Below are 19,864 nucleotides of genomic sequence, written 5' to 3'. Positions count from 1 at the left end.
CCAGGGAGGAAGCCAATGTTGAAGTCGATCTCGCTTGCCGGTGCCGCTATCGCGCTCGTTCTGAGTTCCGCCCCGTCCTCGGCCAAGGAGTTAAAGTCGATCGGCATCTCGCTGGGCTCGCTCGGCAACCCGTTTTTCGTCGCCCTGTCGAAGGGCGCCGAGTTCGAGGCGAAGAAAACCAACCCCAATGTCAAGATCACGACGGTCGGCTTCGAATATGATCTCGGCAAGCAGGTGACCCAGATCGATAATTTCATCGCCGCCGGCGTCGATCTGATCCTGCTCAATCCCGGCGATCCCAAGGCGGTCGGGCCGGCGATCAAGAAGGCGCAGGCCGCCGGCATCATCGTGGTCGCGGTCGACACCGCGGCCGAAGGCGCCGATGCCACGGTCACCACCAACAACGTCCAGGCCGGTGAGATCTCCTGCCAGTACATCGTCGACAAATTGGGCGGCAAGGGCGATGTGATCATCGAGAACGGGCCGCAGGTTTCCGCAGTGATCGACCGCGTGGTCGGCTGCAAGAACGTGCTCGGCAAGAGCCCCGGCATCAAGGTGCTGTCCAGCGACCAGGACGGCAAGGGCTCGCGCGAAGGCGGCCTCACGGTGGCGCAAGGCTATCTGAACCCGCTTCGCCAAGATCGACGCGATCTTCGCCATCAACGACCCGCAGGCGATCGGCACCGATCTCGCTGCGCGCCAGCAGAACCGCAGCGGCATCGTCATCACCGCGGTCGACGGCGCGCCCGACATCGAGGCCGCGCTGAAGGATCCAGGCTCGCCGCAGATCCAGGCCTCCTCCTCGCAGGATCCGTTCTTCATGGCGCGCCGCGCGGTGCAGATCGGTGTCGGCCTGCTCAACGGCCAGAAGCCTGCCTCGACCGTCGAACTGTTGCCGTCAAAGCTGGTGACGCGCGACAACATCGCCGAGTACAAGGGCTGGACCTCGAACCGTTCGCAATAGCCGGCGGTTCAATGGGTGTTGGCGCGGGTGACCGTCGGTCTTGACGCGCCGCCAGTGGGTGGAACCTGGGACGCTTGTGCTGCTCGCCGCGCCGCGAGCAGCAGGCGGCGGGCCTCCGCGATCCGTGTCATCACCGTGGTGACGGGAACGCCGGTGACCTCGGCGATCTCCTTGTAGGAGAGATCGATCACTTCGCGCAGTACGATGACCTCGCCGAGCGGCGCGGGCAGGTCATCGACGAGTTGCCGGATTGTCGGGATGGCGCGTCGGCCGGACTGTTCCGTGCAGCCGACATCGTCCGTCGGGCGGCCGAGCGCTTCGCCAACCCTTTCCTGGCAGACAGTTTTGAGGATCGCGAGCAGCCACGGCCTGACGGCAGGACCGCGAAGGCCGTCGAACAGGCGCAGTGCGCGCTGGTAGCACTCCTGCACGGCCTGTTCGGCATCCGCCTCGGTCCGCATCAGGACCTGGGCGAACGCATAGGCATCGTCGAGCCAGGGCAGGGCCGCGTCACGAAACTGCTGCGCCGTTTTATTCCCGGCTTTCGCGCTTCGCATCATAGGGTTGCATCTCGTGAATAGCTTTACCGTCAAGCGGCGGAGTGGTATCAGGCTCCCCGCCGGAGTCGTGGACCGTCGCGCCAAGCGTAGGGACAGGAACGACATGCCAACGCCGGGCAGCAAGCGATCGATCGCGTCTGCGTCGTGATCGATCGGGCGTTCGGAGCACGGATCATGTCCGGGACACAGGTGCCCAACCGCTTCTCGATCTTCCATCACGGGCTGGCGAAAGGGCCGGCCTATGAGGCATGGCGCGAGGGCATTTGCCGCGGCTTCTGCCGGCTCGACGTCGGTCCGACCGACGACAACCGCATCGATTGCCACAACGAGTTCACGCTGCTGCACACGGTCGCCATTGCGACGCCGCGCGGCGGCTCGGCCCGCTTTGCGCGGACCCGCGCGCTTCTGGACGACGGTTGTGACGATCTGGTGCTGATCTTCGCAACCCGCGGCACGGTGCAGGTCACACAAGCAAGCAAGTCGATCGAGATTGCGCGCGGTCAGATGTGCCTCACCGAGATGAACATCGTCGGCACCGCCGATCTCACCCAATCCGGCAGCTTTACGACGACGCGGTTTCCGCGGCGGCTGCTGCTCCAGGTCGCGCCGTTGGCCGAGACGCAGCTGGCGCGCGCGCTCGGGCGCGATCCTGCCATGAGCGCGATGATCGAGCGTTATTCCGCGCTCTGCACCGAGCTCGCCGGCGATCTCGACGTGCCGGCCCAACAGGCGGCGGCGCAGCATCTGGCCGATCTGGTCGGTCTCGTGCTCGGCAGCGGTGCCGAGACGAAGGAATTGGCCGCAGGCGATGGCGTCGCGAAGGCGCGGCTCGATCTGATGAAGGCCGACGTCCTGAAGAATCTCGACAATGGCAAGCTCACGATCGAGACCGTGGCAAAGGCAAACGCACTGAGCACGCGGCAGGCGCAACGCCTGTTCGCGTCGGAAGGGACCACGTTCTCGGAATTCGTGCTCGAGCAGCGCCTGCTGCTGGCGCGCCGGCTTTTGCTGCACGGGCAGGGCGCCGGCCGCAAGGTCAGCGACATCGCCTATACGGTTGGCTTCAACGACCTGTCCTATTTCCACCGTTCGTTCCGCAGAAAGTTCGGTATCGCGCCCGCGGAGATGCAGGTGGAACTGGGGCGCCGGCATTGAACGGCTCCCGCTGCCGACGTAGAGCAGGAGTCCGGCTTCACTCCAACGCGTGTGCTCTCGATGCCCCTCTGGTCCTGCGAACAATGCGGCGCCCAATTTCCCGACACCGCGGCGCCGCCGCCGTCCTGCCCGATCTGCGAGGATGAACGGCAATATGTGAACTGGAACGGGCAGGCGTGGCTGACCCGCGAGCAACTCGCAGGGCGGCATAAGCTCGTCTGGCGCGACGATTTCGGCCTCGTCGGATTGGCGCTCGAGCCGTCGTTCGCGATCGGGCAGCGTGCGCTGCTGGTGCCGGATCGCGGCGGCTGCGTGATGTGGGACTGCGTGCCGCTGGCGACCGCGGAGGCGATTGCGCATGTCAGATCGCTTGGCGGGCTGAAGGCGATCGCGATCTCGCATCCGCATTACTATGGGGCGGTCGCCGACTGGAGCGCCGCGTTCGGCAACGCGCCGGTCTATCTGCATGGCGACGACGCGCAATGGGTGACGCGGCCCTGGCCTGCGATCGTGCCGTGGCAGGGCGACAGCCACCGCATCTCCGACGACATCCTGTTGCTGCGGGGCGGGGGGCATTTTGCCGGCGCCACCATGCTGCATTGGCGCAGGGGCGCGGACGGGCATGGTGCGCTGCTCACCGGCGACATCGCGATGGTCGCGATGGACCGCCGCTCGGTCAGCTTCATGTACTCGTATCCGAACTACATCCCGCTCAATGCATCAGCGGTTCGCCGCATCGCGCAAGTGGTCGCGCCGCTGGCGTTTGAGCGCATTTATGGCGCCTGGTGGGGCAAGAACATTGCCTCGGACGCCAAGGCGGCGTTCGACCGTTCGGTCGAGCGCTATATCGCGGCGATCTCGGGCTGACGGTTCCCCGGTTCGGCTTGCCAGCCGGCGCGATCGCGCTATATCAGGGCTTTCCCGCCACCTCAGGTTTGTCCGAGTTTCCGCATGACCACAACTGCCGCCGCCGAATCCCAGCCGTTCCAGGCCGAGGTTGCCGAATTGCTGCACCTGATGGTGCATTCGGTCTATTCCGAGACCGATATTTTCCTGCGCGAATTGATCTCGAACGCGTCGGATGCCTGCGACAAGCTGCGCTACGAGGCGATTGCCAATCCCGGCCTGATCACCGACGGCACGCCGCCGGAGATCAGGATCATCCCGAACAAGGCGGCCAACACGCTTGCCGTGGTCGATACCGGCATCGGCATGGAACGGGCCGAACTGATCGATAATCTCGGCACCATCGCGCGCTCCGGCACCAAATCGTTCCTGTCGAAGCTGACCGAGGCCAAGGACGGCGCCAATTTGATCGGCCAGTTCGGCGTCGGCTTCTACGCCGCCTTCATGGTCGCCGAAAAGATCGTCGTCACCAGCCGCCGCGCCGGCTCCGACGAGGTGTGGGTGTGGACGTCGGAAGGCGGCAGCGGCTTCGAGATCGCCCCCGCAAGCGAGGAGGCCGCTAGCCGCGTTGCGCGCGGCACCGAGATCGTGCTGCATCTGAAGAAGGACGCCGCCAAATATCTCGAGGCTTACGAGATCGAGCGCATCGTCCGCGAATATTCCGACAACATCCAGTTCCCGATCCTGCTGGTGCCGGAGGAGGGCGAGCCGCGCCAGATCAATTCGGCGAGCGCGCTGTGGCAGCGCTCGAAATCCGAGCTGAAACCGGGAGACTATGCGCAGGCCTACAAGCAGATCGCGGGCGCCTTCGACGGGCCGGCGATGACGCTGCACTACCGCGCCGAGGGCCGACAATCCTACGCCGTGCTGCTGTTCGCGCCGTCGCAAAAGCCGTTCGACCTGTTCCAGGTCGAGCGCAAGGGCAAGGTCAAGCTCTATGTCCGCCGCGTTTTCATCGCGGACGATGCCGAGCTGTTGCCCGCCTACCTGCGCTTCATCCGCGGCGTGATCGACAGCGAGGACCTGCCGCTCAACATCTCGCGCGAGATGCTGCAGAACAATCCGCAGCTCGCGCAGATCCGCAAGGCCGTCACCAGCCGCGTCGTCGGCGAGCTGGAGACGCTCGGCGAGAAGGAGCCCGAGACCTTCGCCAAGATCTGGGATGCGTTCGGCCCTGTCATCAAGGAAGGCCTGTGGGAGGATTTCGAGCGCCGCGAGAAACTCCTGGCGCTTTCGCGCTTCACCACGACGTCGGGCGAGAGCCGCTCGCTGAAGCAGATTGTCGACGACTTCAAGCCGAACCAGACAGAGATCTATTATCTGGTCGGCGACAGCGTCGAGCGGTTGAAGTCGAACCCGAAGCTGGAGTCGGCGCGCGCCCGCGGCATCGAGGTGCTGCTGCTCACCGATCCCGTTGATGCATTCTGGACCTCGGCGCCGATCGATTTCGGCGGCAAGCCGCTGAAGTCGCTGAGCCAGGGCGATGTCGATTTCGGCCTGATCCCGCTGGTCGGCGACAAGGCCGACGACAAGAAGGACGAGCCTGCGGCCGACGCCGCGACCACGATCGCCCTGATCAAGGATGCACTCGGCGAGCGCGTCTCCGACGTGCGCGCCTCGCAGCGGCTGACCTCGAGCGCATCGTGTCTGGTCGCCGGCGGCGATGCCCGCGACCGCGCGCTGGAGCGGCTGCTCGCGCAACAGAACCGCGGCGAGATCACCAAGCCGATCCTCGAGATCAATCTGCGCCATCCGCTGGTCGCGGCGCTCGCGACCGACGGGGCGCAGGCGAAAGATCTCTCGCTGCTGCTGTTCGAACAGGCGCAGATCCTCGACGGCGAGATGCCCGCTGATCCCGCCGCCTTCGCAAGCCGCATGAACCAGCTCGTGCTGCGCGGGTTGGGGAAGTAGCCGCACCGATAGCGCGGATGGAGCCAACGGGTCGCGCGAACGCGGGCCCGGCAGCTCAGCCGATCGTGGTCGCGTCCGGCTGCGCATTGCCGAGATCGTCGGTCGGCACCAGCTGCTGGGTGAAGGCCGAGACATAGGCTGCCCATTCCGGCTCGCCGAGATCGACCATGACCGCGCCGTCCTGCCAGATGTCGTTGTGGTCGTTGGAATCATCGCCCGGGCGATGGATGAAGCCTTTGCTCGAGCCCTGGTTGAGATGGACGTCGTGCAGGCCGTCGCCCTGCGCATAGAAGCGGCCGAAGATGTAGACGTCGCGGTTCTCCTGATGCGCGCGCGACAACAGCCGCTTCAGCGTCGCCGCCGGCTCGGTGTCGTCGGAGCCGTCCATCACGTCGCTGTCACGCCATCTGCCGGTATTGTCGAGCAGATTGCTGCGCAGAAAATCGAGGGCCGGCAATTTCCTTTGTCCGGTCAGATCCTGCGAACCACCCGCCGCGGCGGCAAGCGTCTGGATGATCGGATGGCGGAAGTCGAACACCAGCTTGTATTTCAGCAAATCATCCGCGTCATTGGTGCCGACATTGATGGCCACGTCCCATTGCTCGCCGTCGACGTCGAGGTTGCAGTGCAGGTGATATTGCGTCTCGTGCCCGTGGTGCGACGGCTTCAGCTTGGGCTCGGAGGTCACCTTGGTCTTGACGAATCCGTAGGCGAGGGTCACGGCGCGTTCCTTTCCGGTTCAGGCGGGCATTATCCGAAACCTACAACCTGAGATGAGACGCGCGCGTGAAGCGGCCCACATTGTGTGGCGCCTTTTCGTAACCGCGCCGGCGCGCGTGTGGAGGCCACCATCCCGGCTCAAGTCAGCCTCCATCTTGACAAGGCATCCGGTTGTTGATGTTATGTTATAACATTACATATAGGCGAATGCTGATGTCCCGCCGCCGCCCGTCCCTCCAGCAACTGTTTGATCTCGATGCAAAAACTCCCCGTCACCATCTTGTCCGGCTTCCTCGGGGCTGGAAAGACCACTTTGCTGAACCACGTCCTGAACAACCGCCACGGCCTGAAGGTTGCGGTGATTGTGAACGACATGAGCGAGGTGAACATCGACGCCGACCTCGTTCGCGATGGCGGTGCGAACCTGTCCAGGACTGACGAAAAACTGGTCGAGATGAGCAATGGCTGCATCTGCTGCACTCTGCGCGACGATCTCCTGAAGGAGGTGCGCGCGCTCGCCGAGAGCGGCCGGTTCGATTATCTGCTGATCGAGTCCACCGGGATTTCCGAGCCGCTGCCGGTCGCCGCGACCTTCGAGTTTCGCGACGAGGAAGGGCAAAGCCTGTCCGACGTCGCACGGCTCGACACCATGGTCACCGTGGTCGACGCCGCCAATCTGTTGAAGGATTACGCTTCGACGGATTTCCTCAGTGCGCGTGGCGAGGCGCTCGACGGCGATGAGCGTACGCTGGTCGATCTCTTGGTCGAGCAGATCGAGTTTGCCGACGTCATCGTGCTGAACAAGATCGATGCGGCGACGCCGGCGCAGCGCGAGGCCGCGGCCACCATCGTGCGCGCGCTCAACCCGGATGCCGACATCGTCGAGGCGAGTTTCGCGAACATTCCGTTCGACCGCGTGCTCGACACCGGCCGCTTCGACCATGAGCGCGCGCAGCAGCATCCGCTCTGGCACAAGGAGCTCTACGGCTTTGCCGAACACGTACCGGAGACCGAGGAGTATGGCGTCACGAGTTTCGTCTACCGCGCGCGGTGTCCGTTCGACCCGGTGCGCTTCCACGGCTTCCTGCGCGAGAGCTGGCAGGGCGTGATCCGCGCCAAGGGCCATTTCTGGATCGCGACGCGCCCCGATTGGTGCGGCGAGATGAGCCAGGCCGGTGCGATCGTGCGCACCGAAGGACTCGGCTCCTGGTGGGCGGCGATCCCGCGCGAGCGCTGGCCGGACCATCCGGACTGGCGCTTGATGATGCAGCGGAGCTGGAACGACCTCTACGGCGATCGCCGCCAAGAACTGGTCTTCATCGGCTCCGGGATGAGCGAAGACGACATTCGCCGCCGCCTTGATGCCTGCCTCGTCACCGGCAAGCCCGGCATGGACCCGCAGGCCTGGCAGAAGCTGCGCGATCCGTTTCCGCCGTGGCGGCGGGCGGGCGAGGCGGCGTGAGGCGGCGGCCGTAGCCTTCCATCTCCGTCATCCTGCCAGGATGACGGGACTTCGTCCGGCCTACGCTTCTAAAACCCGTCCCAATCGGCCGCGTATCTGCTAGAGAATCCTGCAGCAGGGGCGGAAACGGCGGCGTTGCGATGGCTGGCGGCAGCGAGATCTTCTACAGCGGCATTCCGGTGTTTCGCAGCTTCGCGCGCTTGATGGATCCGGCGCTGTATGCGCCGCTGCCCGATGACTGGACGGTCGGGGTCGCCGACATCGTCGAGTCGACCAAGGCGATCGCAGCGCAGCGCTACAAGGCGGTCAACATGGCTGGTGCCGCGGTGGTCGCTTCCGTCACCAATGCGCTGGATGGCCGCGAGTTTCCGTTCGTGTTCGGTGGCGACGGCGCAAGCTTCGCGGTCTCCCCCGCCGATCTTGATAAAGCGCGCGAGGCGCTCGCTGCGACCGCGCGTTGGGTGCGTGACGACCTCGATCTGGTGCTGCGGGTGGCGCTGGTGCCGATCACAGCGATCCGCGCCGCGGGCTTCGATGTGCGCGTCGCGCGTTTCGGGCCGTCGGCTAATCTCTCCTACGCGATGTTCGCCGGCGGCGGTCTGGCTTACGCCGATGCCGCGATGAAGCGCGGCGAGTTCGCGGTCGATCCGGCGCCGCCCGGTACGCAGCCCGATCTGTCGGGCCTGTCCTGCCGTTTCGAGGTGATGCCCTCAGCGCGCGGCGTAATCCTCTCGGTGCTGGTGCTGCCGGCGAAGGATGCCGATCCGGCTTCCTTCCGCAGGGTGATCGAGGACATCGTCGGACGCGTCGAGAAGAGTCCCGATGCCGGGCGGCCGGTGCCCGCCAATGGCCCGCCGCTGCGCTGGCCGCCGCAGGGGCTGGAATACGAAGCGCGCGCGCGGCGCGGCGGCTCGCTCGCGCTGCGACGAGCGGTCGTGCTCACTTTTACGCTGTGGGCCTACACGTTGATGCGGTTCAATATCCCGATCGGCAAATTCGTGCCGAAGGCCTATGTGCGGCAGCTGGTCGAGAATTCCGACTTCCGCAAGTTTGACGACGGCCTGCGCATGATCCTGGACTGCACGGCGGAGCTTGCTGCGGACATCGAGCAGCGCCTCGTCGCCGCAGCTGCGCAGGGCGTCGTGCGCTACGGCCTGCACGAACAGGATGCGGCGATGATGACCTGCTTTACCCCGTCGGTGATGCGCGCCGACCATGTTCACTTCATCGACGGCGCCCGCGGCGGTTACGCCTCGGCCGCTACCGTGCTGAAGGCACGCGCGGTTTAGCGTTGGTCTTGACCTCGCCCCGCAAGAACGGGGCGAGGAAGCGCAGTTCCTTGCGGCTACTTACTTCCCCACCCGCGTCCAGGTCTCGCCGCCGCACAGGGCGCCGACGCAGCCTTCGACGCGCAGTGTGCTCTCGCTGGTCACCGAGACGCTGCTCGCATAGGTGCCGCCGTCGTCGGCATTGTAGATCTGGCCGGACCATTTGCCTGCGGCAACCGGCTGCATGGCGGAGAACAGCGGCAGCCCGATGATCGGCCGGTTGGCCAGCGAGGGATTGGGATTCTTGTTGTCGACCTGCGGCTTGCCGGTCATCGGATCGATCGGATCGCGCAGGCTCACCACCACGCCGCAGATGCCGCCGCCGCATTTGCTGATCTTGACGCGAGCATCGCCCGCCTGGGTCTGCCAGACGCCGAAAGGCTCAGGCGCGCTCTGCGCATGCGCAGCCGGCGCGGCGAGTGCCGTCGCGATGATTGCGATCACGAGTCCGAGTTTGCAGGTCATTGGCAGTTCCCCAAAAGGTCGGCCTGCATAACAAGTCGAAAAATTTCTGCAACGTCATATTCGCGCGATCAGGCGCGTATGATTCAAAAAATCCTGTAGATTATTTCCAGGGTCGCCATGCTCACGCAAGGCGACGCTATCCCCAGCGGGTCAGCCGGATCGAGATGACGGTGGCGAGGCCGAAGGCCACCATCGCAGCTCCGACCAACGCAAACAGCGTCCATGCGGGGGCGCTCGCGGTCGCGAGCCACCAGCCGCCGATGCCGACCATGAGCAGACGGATGGTGCCGGCCAGCACGGGCCCGCCGACCTTGGCCGCGCCTTGCGAGGAGAAATAAAGACAAACGCCGACGCCGAAGAAGCCGAAACCCGGTCCGGCGAGCGCGAAATAGGAGGATGCGGCCGCGGTGACGCCGGGATCGCGGGTGAACAGCGCGATCCACAGCGTCGGCTTGATCGCGACCACCAGTCCGACCAATCCGACAACAAGTCCGGCGACCGTGCCGGCGGTCCACGCCACCTTGCGGGCCCGCGTGACAAGTCCCGCGCCGATCGCCATGCCGACCATCGGCACCGAGGCGACGCCGACCGCGAATGCGATCGGGATCAGCAGGAATTCGAGCCGCGAGCCCATGCCGTATCCGGCCAGCGTCTCGGTGCCGAAGCCGGCCAGGATCTTGGTGAAGATCAGGATGGTCAGCACGCTCTGCAGCGGCGACAGGCAGGAGATCGCGCCGACCTTGAGGATGTCGAGGAACATCGCGCGCTGGAAGCTGAAGGCCTTGAAGTCGAGCTCCAGGCGGCTACGGCCGGAGGCGAGATACCAGGCGAGGAAGATCGCGCCGCACGTGAAGGCCGTGAGCTGGCCTGCGGCGACGCCGCGCATGCCAAGGCTCGGTACCCCGAACAGGCCAAGACCCAGCACGCCGCCGACCGCGATCTGGACCATCGATACCGTGATCAGCGTCATCGAGGGGATCCGCATGTCGCCGGTGCCGCGCACGACGGAGGCGAGCGTGTTGACCAGCCAGATCGAGATCGCACCGGAAAACAGCACCTGCGAGTAATGCAAGGACTGATCGAGCACGCCGCCATGGCCGCCGAGCAGTGCATAGAAGCTGCGGCCGAAGCCCAGCATCATGGCGGTGAAGAACAGGCCGAGGCCGACCCCGATGATCGCCGCATGCAGCGCCAGGTCGGCCGCACGGTCACGGTCGCCGGCGCCGAGCGCGCGGCTGATCGCCGAGGAGACGCCGCCGCCCATCGCGCCCGCCGACATCATCTGGTTCAGCATCGCGAACGGAAACACCAGTGCGATGCCCGCCAGCGGCTCGGTGCCGAGCCGGCCGATATAGGAGGTCTCGGCGACCGCCACCAGCGTCGAGCCGAACATCGCGATGGTGTTGGGGACCGCGAGCTTGAGCAGCGTCGGCAGGATCGGTGCGGTGAGCAGATGATCGACCGGTACCGCGGGCGCGGCCGCAGCGGAGCGCGCGTCGTCGATCGAGGCTTCAATGGTCATGCGCTTGCTTCGCCTCTCCCGCTCGCGGGGGAGGCCGACGCGCGCGCAGCGCGTGGCGGGTGGGGGCTCTTTCCACGGAATGACTCGTGGATAGAGCCCCCCCCCCCAACCCTCCCCCGCAAGCGGGAGAGGGAGCCTGCTGCCGATGTGGCCACGACGGGACATCAACTGATCATCTCGGAATCAATAAATGATGACCGACATGCTAAAGCGCGCGGCCTGTTCAGGCCACCCGCGCCCGTGCAGGGGTCACCATGGCAGGCCGCATAGGTCGATCTTGCCCTGGCGCGGGGCGCGGACGATGTCGTTGACGAACGGCGCCATCGCCTCGAAGCGGATCTTCCCGGAGGACTGTTCGCACATGACTTCGCCGGTGAAGGGATGCCAGCCGCGCGCCTGGTAGAACGCGAAATTGTGCGGCTCGCAGAATAAGATTGCAAATTTCACCGCATCGTTGGCACGCATGGTGTGCACGGCGGCGTCGAGCGCGAGTGACGCATAGCCGCGCCCCCGGCAGTCCTCGCGGGTCGAGACCCCGCCGATGCCGCCGACATGCACCTTGTGGCCGTTCCAGGCGATGGTCCGGAAATAGATACCGACATGGCAGGCCAGCCCGCTGTCGTCGGGCGCGTCGAGCAGCACGCGCAGATCCGCGTGAGCCCATTTGATATCGGCCCAGCTCTTGTTCTGCATGACTTCAGGGCTCCAGACCGCGCGAAGCAGCGGCTCGGCGCGCTGCCATGACGCATCTCCGTTGAGAATGTCGATTTCGATGCTCATCGTCGCCGTCCTGGGTCTGCTTTGGGCTGTGCCGATCTGTCATACACGATCTGAAAATGCGGTGTTTCTCCGCCGTGGAACCTTCTATAAGGGGGACCCGTTAAGTGTAGTCTCCCACCCTCTGTTGGACATTACCCCATGACCTTCACGCTACCCGATCTGCCCTACGCCCACGACGCCCTTGCGCCCTACATGTCCAAGGAAACGCTGGAGTTTCACCACGACAAGCATCACCAGGCCTACGTCACCAACGGCAACAACGCGATCAAGGGGACCGAATTCGAAGGCAAGTCCCTCGAGGAGATCGTGAAGGGCTCGTTCGGCAAGAACGCGGCCGTCTTCAACAATGCCGGCCAGCATTACAACCACATCCATTTCTGGAAGTGGATGAAGCCGAATGGCGGCGGCAGCAAGCTGCCCGGCCGGCTCGAGAAGAAGATCAACGAAGACCTCGGGGGCTTCGAGAAGTTCAAGACCGACTTCGCCGCGGCTGGCGTCGGCCAGTTCGGCTCCGGCTGGGCCTGGCTGCAGGTCAAGGGCGGCAAGCTCGAGATCGCCAAGACCCCGAACGGCGAGAACCCGCTGGTCCACGGCGCGGTGCCGATCCTCGGCGTCGACGTCTGGGAGCACTCCTACTACATCGACTACCGCAACCGTCGTCCGGACTATCTGAAGGCGTTCGTCGACAGCCTCGTCAACTGGGACTACGTCGACGAGCTGTTCGGCAAGGCCGGCTAAGCCCGCACAATATCATTCCGGGCTCGGTCCTGCGGACCGCCCTCAGGTGCGCAATTGCGCACCGGGGAATGACGACGAGAGTGCTTTGGAAGAGGGCGGCAGGATCAACTGCTGCCCTTTTTGTTTCCTTGCAGCGGTTGCGGCCATGCGGCACAAAGCGCGCATGGGGCAACTGGCAAGCTATCTCCTCGTCTTCTTCGGCGGCGGTCTTGGCGCCACGCTGCGGCATCTGATCAACATCACCTGTGCGCGCTGCATCGGCACCGCGTTTCCCTGGGGCACTTTCATCATCAACATCACGGGATCGACCGTGATGGGGCTGATCGCAGGCTATCTCGCCTTCAAGGGCGAGGCCTCGCAGCCCTGGCGGCTGTTCCTGATGACCGGCGTCCTCGGTGGCTACACCACCTTCTCCGCCTTCTCGCTCGACGCCGCGCTGCTCTATGAGCGTGGCGAGCTCGGGCTGGCTGCGCTGTACGTCGCGGGATCGGTGGCGCTCTCGATCGCGGGATTGTTTGCCGGGCTCGCGCTCATCAGGCATTTGACGTGAGGCGACGTTAGCGAGGCGATCACTCTCCATCGTCATTGCAGGGCTCGCGAAGCGAGAGCCCGGGTCAAGCACCGCTGCCTCTGGAATACTGGGCGCGGGTGATGACGCCGGCGGTGTGTCAGTGGGATCGCGAACCATCCATCGCCGTCGTCCTGGCGAAAGCCAGGACCCATTACCCCTAAGTTCATTTGTTGCGCGACGCTGGGGCCACGATCCCGTTCGTCACCGGATTCGGTGGTTATGGGTCCCGGCTTTCGCCAGGACGACGCGGGGAGGGGGACCCGCGCTCTCTCCACCCGGCCGCAAACCGTTCATCCCGGGAACCCGCCAACCGGCTCGTCCGGCGGCATTTCCCGCCTCCAAATTTCCCTTTGGTAACCTCGCCTTAACCATGATTAGCGTTTGGTTAGGGTCGGAATGACGCGTGAAAAGCCCTCGTTTTGACATGTTGGCAGGGGAAGCAGGGCCCGGCTTTGGACGGGCCCCCCATGCGACAGATGTAAGAGGCTCTCGCGCAGTTTTGCCGCGCCGGGCGCGCGGCCGTGGAAGGGGTGCCGATTGGCGGCCCGCCGAATTGGGACACTTGCGTTGAGAGGATATTGCCGATGAATCCCGCCGATGTGGCTCAGTCGACGCTGCCACTGGCATCGAGCGATGTATCGCTGATCGCATTGTTTTGGCAGGCCCATTGGGTCGTCAAATGCGTGATGCTGGGACTTCTGTCCTGCTCGGTGTGGGTCTGGGCGATCGCAATCGACAAAATCCTGCTCTACGCCCGCACCAAGCGGGCAATGGACAAGTTCGAGCAGGCGTTCTGGTCCGGCCAGTCGATCGAGGAACTCTACCGGGCACTCTCGGCCAAGCCGACCCAGTCGATGGCGGCCTGTTTCGTGGCCGCAATGCGGGAGTGGAAGCGCTCCTTCGAGAGCCAGTCGCGGTCCTTTGCCGGGCTGCAGGCCCGGATCGAAAAGGTCATGAACGTCTCGATCGCCCGGGAAGTGGAGCGGCTGGAACGGCGCCTCCTGGTGCTCGCCACGGTGGGCTCGGCCGGCCCGTTTGTCGGCCTGTTCGGCACCGTCTGGGGCATCATGTCGAGCTTCCAGTCGATCGCGGCCTCGAAAAACACCTCATTGGCGGTGGTGGCCCCCGGTATCGCGGAAGCGCTGTTTGCGACCGCAATCGGCCTGATTGCCGCAATTCCGGCGACTATTTTCTACAATAAGTTCACCTCGGAGGTGAACCGGCAGGCCGCGCGCCTCGAGGGGTTCGCCGACGAGTTCTCGGCCATCCTGTCGCGTCAGATCGACGAGCGGGGCTGAGACTGATGATGGTCACGATGGTCACTCTTGTGAGCGCACGATCATGGCGATGAGCATGGCAGGGTCCGGCGGGGGCAGACGCCGCCGCGGCGGGCGCAAGCCGGTCATGGCCGAGATCAACGTCACGCCGATGGTCGACGTGATGCTGGTGCTCTTGATCATCTTCATGGTCGCGGCGCCGCTGATGACGTCGAACATCGATATCGATCTGCCGGTCGCGAGCGGCGGCAAGTCGATCTCGTCGAACCAGCCGCCGCTGACATTGTCGGTCAAGCGTACCGGCGGCGGCTGCAACTCGAATGTCGAACTCTATCTCGGCGACGCGCCGGTCACGGCCGCGGATTTTCCAGCCAAGATCAAGGCGATCGGCGATGCCCGGTCGGATGCCGAAAAAGTGGTCTATCTGCGTGGCGACAAGGACGTCTGTTACACGGATATGATGAAATTGCTCGGGGAAGTCCGGGCCGCGGGATTCAAGGCGAATATCGTCATCATCCCGGAAGGCGGATAACCACCATGCCAAGGCACGGGGAAGCCTGATTTGAAGGTCAAGGTCGACAAGACTCTGGCGGCATCGATTGTCCTGCACGTCCTCGTGATCGGGTGGGGCCTCGTGTCGTTTTCGACCAGGGCATACGTGATGCCTGAAGAGGAATCCGTTGCCGTCGACGTGATCTCCGCCGACCAGCTTTCGCACGTGATGACCGGCCAGAAAGACGGCAAGAAGGAAAATCCCAAGCCGCTGGTCGACAAGGTCGCCGAAGCCAAGCCGGTAGACGACACCGTCGGCAAGGTCGAAGAGAAGAAGCCGCCGGTCGTGACCGACACTGCGCCGGCGCCGACACCGAAGGTGGAGAAGCCGGAGGACAAGAAGCCGGATCCGCCGAAGAAGGTCGAGAACAAGCCGAAGGAAGAGCCGAAGCCGGTCGAGAAGAAGCCTGATCCGGTGAAGCCCGATCCGATCGCGGAAGCGATCAAGAAGGAAGAGAAGAAGCCACCGCCGAAGCCGGTTCAGCAGGCCGCCAAGCCGCCGCCGGAGCAGAAGCCAAAGGATCGCGTGTTCGACCAGAGCAAGATCGCAGCGCTGCTCGACAAGCGCGACCCGACCCGCGCGGCGGCGACCGGCGATGCGCTCAACGCCAACGCGGCGCTCGGTACCGCAAAGGGCAAGGCTGCCGACAACTCCGCGACCTGGGGCGCCATGTTCAGGCAGCAGGTGGAGCGCTGCTGGACGAACAAGCCTTACGGTGGCCTGGATGATCAGAGGCCGGAGGTCGCCTTCAATATTCGCCTGAAGCGCGACGGTGGACTGGAAGGCATGCCGGTGCCGGACGGCACGCCGCCAACCCCCTATGCCCGCGCCTATGCGGATAGCGCGTTGCGCGCGATCATTCAGTGCCAGCCGTATCGTCTGCCGGCGGCGTTCTTCGATGAATGGAAGTCCTTCACGCCGGTCTTCCAGGAAAAGCAACTTTGAACCCTATGCGCCATTATCAAAGCCAACGTGACCGATGACCAATCCAGATAAATTGCGCGATGTGCTGTTTCGCCCCAATCGCCGACAGATCATTTCCGGAATGGCTGCACTCACCGCTGCCACGACTATCGGCGCGCGCGGCACGTTTGCACAGTCAAAACGCATCGTCATTTCGGAAGGCGAGTTTGCCCCGGTCCCGATCGCAATCCCGAACTTCGCCGCCGGCACGCCCGGCGATGCCGAAGTCGGCGTCGGCGTCACGCAGGTGATCACCAACAATCTGAAGCGCAGCGGGTTGTTCGCGCCGATCGATCAGGCCGCCTACCTCGAGAAGCAGATCAACATCGACGCGGCGCCGAACTTCAACAACTGGAAGAGCATCAACGCGCAGGCGCTGGTGACCGGCCGGATGACGCGCCAGGGCAACGGCCGCGTGAAGGCGGAATTCCGGCTCTGGGACGTCAACACCGGCCAGCAGCTCGCCGGCCAGCAGTATGACACCTCGGCGGAATACTGGCGCCGTATCGCCCACATCATCTCCGACCAGATCTACGAGCGGATGACCGGCGAGAAGGGCTATTTCGATACCCGCGTCGTGTTCGTCGACGAGAGCGGCTCGGCTGATCGCCGCGTCAAGCGTCTTGCGCTGATGGACCAGGACGGCGCCAATGTGCGCTATCTGACCCGCGGCTCGGACCTCGTGCTGACGCCGCGCTTCTCGCCGTCGACCCAGGAAATCACCTACATGGAGTTCGGGCAGGGCGACCCGCGCGTCTATCTGCTCAACATCGAGACCGGTCAGCGCGAGATCGTCGGCAACTTCCCGGGCATGTCGTTCTCGCCGCGCTTCTCGCCTGACGGCCAGCGCGTCATCATGAGCCTGCAGCAGGGCGGCAACTCAAACCTGTTCGTGATGGATCTGCGCTCGAAGTCGATGACGCGGCTGACCGACACGCCGGCGATCGACACCTCGCCATCCTACGCGCCCGACGGCACGCGGCTGTGCTTCGAGTCCGATCGCGGCGGCAAGCCGCAGATCTATGTGATGCCGGCAACCGGCGGGCAGGCGCAGCGCATCTCGTTCGGTGACGGCACCTATTCGACGCCAGTGTGGTCGCCGCGCGGCGACTACATCGCCTTCACCAAGCAGGGCGGCGGGCAGTTCGCGATCGGCATCATGAAGCCGGACGGCTCCGGCGAGCGCATCCTGACCTCGGGCTTCCACAATGAAGGTCCGACCTTTGCGCCGAACGGACGCGTCGTGATGTTCTTCCGCGATCCCGGCGGCAACAGCGGCCCGTCGCTGTTCACGATCGACGTGTCCGGCCGCAACGAGCTGCGGGTTCCGACCCCCGGTTTTGCGTCCGATCCCGCCTGGTCGCCGCTGTTGTCCTGAGCTCGCGCGGGGCTGCTCCGGGGAACCCCGGAGCAGGTCGGCACTTCTTACCTAGCGCACTGAATTTGATGCCGAATTTCGGCCATCAATCATCCGTGGCAAGGACTCGCTAAGGATGTTCGCTCAGAAAGGCTTCACCTGCGGCCGCTAAAACTACGCTGCCGGAAAAGGACGCGTACGTCTGCAGATGCAGTTGGTGGATCAGAAACGACGAGGCAGCCAGGACGAGCTGGAGCCAGTGCTCTACGCTGCACTTGTGGATTCGATGCGCCAGAACTTCTGGGCGATGTTCCTCGGCAGCGTCGCCACCGCCTCCGCCGCGGTGATGACCGCGCTCAAGACCGGTAATGTGCTGCTGTGGCCGTTCGCCTTCCTGATCATCGCCATCGGCACCGCGCGCGCGGTCTGGATGCGCAAATACGACGAGGGGCAGGGCGGCGGGCTGACCTATGAGGAAGCCAAGGTCTGGGCGCCGCGCTACTCGATCGGTGCGATCGTCTACGCCATGGTGCTGGGCGCCTGGTGCTTCGTCACCATCCTCGGCAGCGATGATGCGATCGCCCACATGCTCTGCGTCGCGGTAACGGTCGGCTATACCGCAGGCGGCGCGGCCCGCAACTACGGGCGGCCGCGGCTGCTTCAGCTCCATGTGCTGGTCGCCTGCGGCCCGATGTCGCTCGCCTTGGCGCTGCATGGCGACTTCTACTATGTCGGCCTCGCGACCCTGCTGGTGCTGTTCTTCCTCGGCCTCAAGGGCATCAACCTCAGCCTGCATGCGATCTTCGTCAAGGCGCTGACCGCGAGCTTCCGCGAGGCGGCGCTGGCGCATCAGTTCGATACTGCGCTCAACAACATGCCGCATGGCCTGTGCATGTTCCGCGCCGACGGGCGCCTCGCGGTGATGAACCACCGCTTCATCGAGATGATGCAGCTGTCGGACGATTTCGTGCAGCGCGGCGCCAGCGCGGCCGATATCTGCAACGCCTGCGTCCTGTCCGGCGCGATCTCGGTCGCGGCCGCGCAGCAGATCCTGTTCGAGATCGAGAGCTCGCAGCGCGGCGACATCGTCACCAGCGACCCCGATCCGGCGCAGAACCGTTCGCTGGACTGGACGTTCCAGCCGATGGCCGGCGGCGGCACGGTCTTGCTGGTCGAGGACATCACCGAACGCAAGGACGCCGAGGCAAGGATCAGCCACCTCGCGCGCTACGACGAGCTGACCGCGCTGCCCAACCGGGTCAATTTCCGCGACGAGATCGGCCGCCTGCTCGCCATGCAGCACGGTGACCACCGTTCCGCATTGCTGTTCGTCGACCTCGACCAGTTCAAGCAGGTCAACGATACGCTCGGCCATCCCTGCGGCGATCAGCTGCTTTGTGCGGTCGCCGAGCGGCTGCGCGAGATGCTGCGTCCGGAAGATTTCGTCGCGCGGTTCGGTGGCGACGAATTCGTCGTGTTCCAGCAGAATATTAACTCGCATGAAGATGCCGCCGCACTGGCGCGGCGCATCGTCGACCGCCTCAGCGAGCGCTACAAGATCGACAACCATCTGGTCGAGATCGGCGCCAGTGTCGGCATCGCGATGACCGCGCCCGGCGTCGGCGCCGACACGCTGCTGAAGAACGCCGACATGGCGCTCTACCGCGCCAAGGCCGATGGCCGCGGCACCTTCTGCTTCTTCCGCGACGAGATGGCGCAAACTGTCGAGGCCCGACGCATCCTCGAGCTCGATCTGCGCAAGGCGCTGGCCAACGAGGAGTTCGAGCTGTTCTACCAGCCGCTGATCAATCTGAAGTCCGGCAAGGTTTCGACCTGCGAGGCGCTGCTGCGCTGGAACCACCCCGCGCGCGGCACGGTGTCTCCGGTCGACATCATTCCGGTCGCCGAGGACATGGGCCTGATCGTCGATCTCGGCCGCTGGATCCTGCGCAAGGCCTGCATGGAGTGCATGAAGTGGCCCGAAGCGGTCAGCGTCGCGGTCAACTTCTCGCCGCAGCAGTTCCATCAGCGCGACGTGTTGAGCGAGGTCCGCTACGCGCTCGAGGTCTCCGGTCTGCCCGCGCACCGGCTCGAGATCGAGATCACCGAATCCTCGCTGCTGCACAACACCGAGCTGACCCACGACGTGCTGTCGCAGCTGCGCTCGCTCGGCGTGCGGATCTCGCTGGATGATTTCGGCACCGGCTACTCGTCGCTCAGCTACCTGCACAATTTCCCGCTGCAGAAGGTCAAGATCGATCGTTCCTTCCTCGAGGGCATCGACAGCGATCGTCCGTTGACCCTGCTGCGCGGCGTGGCGCGGCTGTCGGCGGATCTCGGCATGTCGGTCGTGGTCGAGGGCATCGAGACCAATGAGCAGCTCGAACTGATCAGCGCCGATGGCGCGGTGACCGAAGCACAGGGATACCTGTTCAGCCGGCCAGTTCCCGCGGTGCGCATCCGCCAGTTGCTCAATGCTTCGCACGGCCGGCGGGCCGACGAGCAATTGCATGTGGTTCCCTCGCGCTCGATCGCGTGAGCCCGCCGAACGCCTTCAATCGATAGTTGTGATGATCCCCGGGTGCACCACCGGGAATGCACCCTTGCGGTCACAAGTTAACTGTATTGTCTC

17 protein-coding genes and 1 pseudogene are annotated in these 19,864 nt (G+C 64.7%); 13 read left to right on the top strand and 5 right to left on the bottom strand.

Annotated elements, in window-relative coordinates; genetic code table 11:
- Positions 1-15 precede the first annotated feature (15 nt).
- A pseudogene (locus CK489_RS01095) lies at positions 16-964 on the top strand (ABC transporter substrate-binding protein).
- An 8-nt stretch (positions 965-972) separates the two neighbouring features.
- On the opposite strand, the gene CK489_RS01090 reads toward CK489_RS01095, so the two are convergent.
- Entirely contained in the window at positions 973-1,524 is a 552-nt protein-coding gene (locus CK489_RS01090; RefSeq protein WP_095730987.1) for a sigma factor-like helix-turn-helix DNA-binding protein, read from the bottom strand.
- 174 nt (positions 1,525-1,698) lie between these two features.
- Here CK489_RS01090 and CK489_RS01085 point away from each other — a divergent pair, with 174 nt between their 5' ends.
- From CK489_RS01085 to htpG, 3 genes are all read left to right on the top strand, one after another.
- Entirely contained in the window at positions 1,699-2,679 is a 981-nt protein-coding gene (locus tag CK489_RS01085) for an AraC family transcriptional regulator (RefSeq protein WP_245350213.1), read from the top strand.
- Positions 2,680-2,739: 60 nt separating this feature from the next.
- Positions 2,740-3,546, top strand: a complete 807-nt coding sequence (locus tag CK489_RS01080) for an MBL fold metallo-hydrolase (protein ID WP_095730986.1) — start codon at positions 2,740-2,742, stop codon at positions 3,544-3,546.
- An 84-nt stretch (positions 3,547-3,630) separates the two neighbouring features.
- Positions 3,631-5,496: a molecular chaperone HtpG gene (gene htpG / locus CK489_RS01075; RefSeq protein ID WP_095730985.1), complete on the top strand. Its 1,866-nt coding sequence runs from the start codon at positions 3,631-3,633 to the stop codon at positions 5,494-5,496.
- Between the two features lie 55 nt (positions 5,497-5,551).
- Here htpG and CK489_RS01070 read toward each other — a convergent pair whose 3' ends face one another.
- A complete protein-coding gene (locus tag CK489_RS01070) occupies positions 5,552-6,217 on the bottom strand; it encodes a DUF2278 family protein (RefSeq protein ID WP_095730984.1) in 666 nt (221 codons plus the stop codon).
- Between the two features lie 255 nt (positions 6,218-6,472).
- Between CK489_RS01070 and zigA the strand changes: the two genes are divergently transcribed.
- Together zigA and CK489_RS01060 are read left to right on the top strand one after the other, a co-directional pair.
- Entirely contained in the window at positions 6,473-7,678 is a 1,206-nt protein-coding gene (zigA, locus tag CK489_RS01065) for a zinc metallochaperone GTPase ZigA (protein WP_095730983.1), read from the top strand.
- 140 nt (positions 7,679-7,818) lie between these two features.
- Complete coding sequence (locus CK489_RS01060) at positions 7,819-8,967, top strand: DUF3095 domain-containing protein (RefSeq protein WP_095730982.1); 1,149 nt, start codon at positions 7,819-7,821, stop codon at positions 8,965-8,967.
- A 60-nt stretch (positions 8,968-9,027) separates the two neighbouring features.
- Here CK489_RS01060 and CK489_RS01055 read toward each other — a convergent pair whose 3' ends face one another.
- The 3 genes from CK489_RS01055 to CK489_RS01045 form a co-directional block, all read right to left on the bottom strand.
- Positions 9,028-9,471: a DUF2147 domain-containing protein gene (locus tag CK489_RS01055; RefSeq protein ID WP_095730981.1), complete on the bottom strand. Its 444-nt coding sequence runs from the start codon at positions 9,469-9,471 to the stop codon at positions 9,028-9,030.
- Positions 9,472-9,607: 136 nt separating this feature from the next.
- Entirely contained in the window at positions 9,608-10,993 is a 1,386-nt protein-coding gene (locus CK489_RS01050) for an MATE family efflux transporter (protein ID WP_095730980.1), read from the bottom strand.
- Between the two features lie 249 nt (positions 10,994-11,242).
- Positions 11,243-11,773 (bottom strand): GNAT family N-acetyltransferase, encoded by a 531-nt coding sequence (locus tag CK489_RS01045; RefSeq protein WP_095730979.1) that lies wholly within the window; start codon positions 11,771-11,773, stop codon positions 11,243-11,245.
- Positions 11,774-11,911: 138 nt separating this feature from the next.
- On the opposite strand from CK489_RS01045, the gene CK489_RS01040 reads away from it, so the two are divergent.
- From CK489_RS01040 to CK489_RS01010, 7 genes are all read left to right on the top strand, one after another.
- The gene (locus tag CK489_RS01040) at positions 11,912-12,511 is read left to right on the top strand and encodes a superoxide dismutase (protein ID WP_021078629.1); all 600 of its coding nucleotides are present in this window, start codon (positions 11,912-11,914) and stop codon (positions 12,509-12,511) included.
- A 163-nt stretch (positions 12,512-12,674) separates the two neighbouring features.
- A complete protein-coding gene (gene crcB, locus CK489_RS01035; protein ID WP_050626116.1) occupies positions 12,675-13,061 on the top strand; it encodes a fluoride efflux transporter CrcB in 387 nt (128 codons plus the stop codon).
- Positions 13,062-13,666: 605 nt separating this feature from the next.
- Positions 13,667-14,380 (top strand): protein TolQ, encoded by a 714-nt coding sequence (gene tolQ, locus CK489_RS01030; protein ID WP_016846954.1) that lies wholly within the window; start codon positions 13,667-13,669, stop codon positions 14,378-14,380.
- Between the two features lie 43 nt (positions 14,381-14,423).
- Positions 14,424-14,891 (top strand): biopolymer transporter ExbD, encoded by a 468-nt coding sequence (locus CK489_RS01025; RefSeq protein WP_016846953.1) that lies wholly within the window; start codon positions 14,424-14,426, stop codon positions 14,889-14,891.
- A 30-nt stretch (positions 14,892-14,921) separates the two neighbouring features.
- Positions 14,922-15,857: a cell envelope integrity protein TolA gene (gene tolA / locus CK489_RS01020; protein ID WP_095730978.1), complete on the top strand. Its 936-nt coding sequence runs from the start codon at positions 14,922-14,924 to the stop codon at positions 15,855-15,857.
- A gap of 100 nt (positions 15,858-15,957) precedes the next feature.
- The gene (gene tolB, locus CK489_RS01015; RefSeq protein ID WP_245350212.1) at positions 15,958-17,253 is read left to right on the top strand and encodes a Tol-Pal system beta propeller repeat protein TolB; all 1,296 of its coding nucleotides are present in this window, start codon (positions 15,958-15,960) and stop codon (positions 17,251-17,253) included.
- Positions 17,254-17,440: 187 nt separating this feature from the next.
- On the top strand, positions 17,441-19,771 hold the full coding sequence (locus tag CK489_RS01010) for a putative bifunctional diguanylate cyclase/phosphodiesterase (RefSeq protein WP_050626064.1): 2,331 nt from the start codon (positions 17,441-17,443) through the stop codon (positions 19,769-19,771).
- Positions 19,772-19,864 lie beyond the last annotated feature (93 nt).

Origin of the sequence: Bradyrhizobium sp. UFLA03-84 (assembly GCF_002289535.1) — a bacterium.
Lineage (GTDB): Bacteria > Pseudomonadota > Alphaproteobacteria > Rhizobiales > Xanthobacteraceae > Bradyrhizobium > Bradyrhizobium viridifuturi.
The sequence above is the reverse complement of the archived record's forward strand: the minus strand, read 5'-3'. Positions and strand labels throughout refer to the sequence as shown.